Below are 973 nucleotides of genomic sequence, written 5' to 3' on the forward strand. Positions count from 1 at the left end.
GCGAGGACCACGGCTGCCTGCGCGAGGTGCTGATCCTCGCCGCCGCGCTATCCGTGCAGGACCCGCGCGAGCGCCCCATGGAGGCCCGGGAGGCCGCGGACGAGGCGCACCGGCGCTGGCAGGACAAGCGCTCGGACTTCCTCGCGATGGTGCGGCTGTGGGACGACTTTCACGAGCAGGCGCGCCACCTCTCCCAGCGCAAGCTGCGCGCCTGGTGCCGCGAGCACTTCCTCTCGTACCTGCGCATGCGCGAGTGGCGGGACGTCCACCGCCAGCTGCGGGACCTGCTCAAGGGCGGCGGCGGGCGCGAGAACGAGCAGCCGGCGGACTACCAGCCCCTGCACGAGGCCCTGCTCACCGGGCTGGTGTCCAATGTGGCCCTGCGCGGGGAGGACGGCGGCTATACCGGCCCGCGCGGCCTGTCGTTGGCGATCTTCCCGGGCTCCGGGCTCGCACGGCGGCGGCCCAAATGGATCGTCGCCGCCGAGCTGGTGGAGACGGCGCGGGTGTTCGCGCGCACCGTCGCGGAGGTGCGTCCGGAGTGGGTCGAGTCCGTCGCCGCGCACCTCGTCAGCCGCCAGTACTACGAGCCCTTCTGGCAGGAGCGCCGCCGGCGGGTGGCGGGCTACGAGGATGTCACCCTCTACGGCCTGCCGCTTGCCAGCCGCCGCAAGGTCAACTTCGCCCGCGTGGACCCCGCCGCCGCGCGGGGGGTGTTCATCGACGAGGCCCTGGTCCGCGGCCGCCTCGACAGCCATGCCCCGTGCCTGGCCCACAACCGCGAGGTGATCGAGGCTGTGGAGGCGCTGGAGGCGAAGTCCCGCCGCCGCGACGTGCTCGTCGACGAATCGGTGCTCCGCGCCTTCTACGATGAGCGCCTGCCGGCGGAGGTGGTCGACGGCCCGAGCTTCGAGCGCTGGGTGCGCCGGGACGGCAATGACGAGCGCCTGCGCATGAGCCGCGAGCAGCTCAT

The 973-nt window shown here is 73.3% G+C and carries 1 protein-coding gene; it reads left to right on the top strand.

All coding sequences use genetic code 11. The features are described 5' to 3' along the window. A partial coding sequence (locus G7A99_RS21265) for a DUF3418 domain-containing protein (RefSeq protein ID WP_163143905.1) occupies window positions 1-973 on the top strand: 973 nt, incomplete at both ends.

The organism is Arhodomonas sp. KWT (assembly GCF_010993615.1).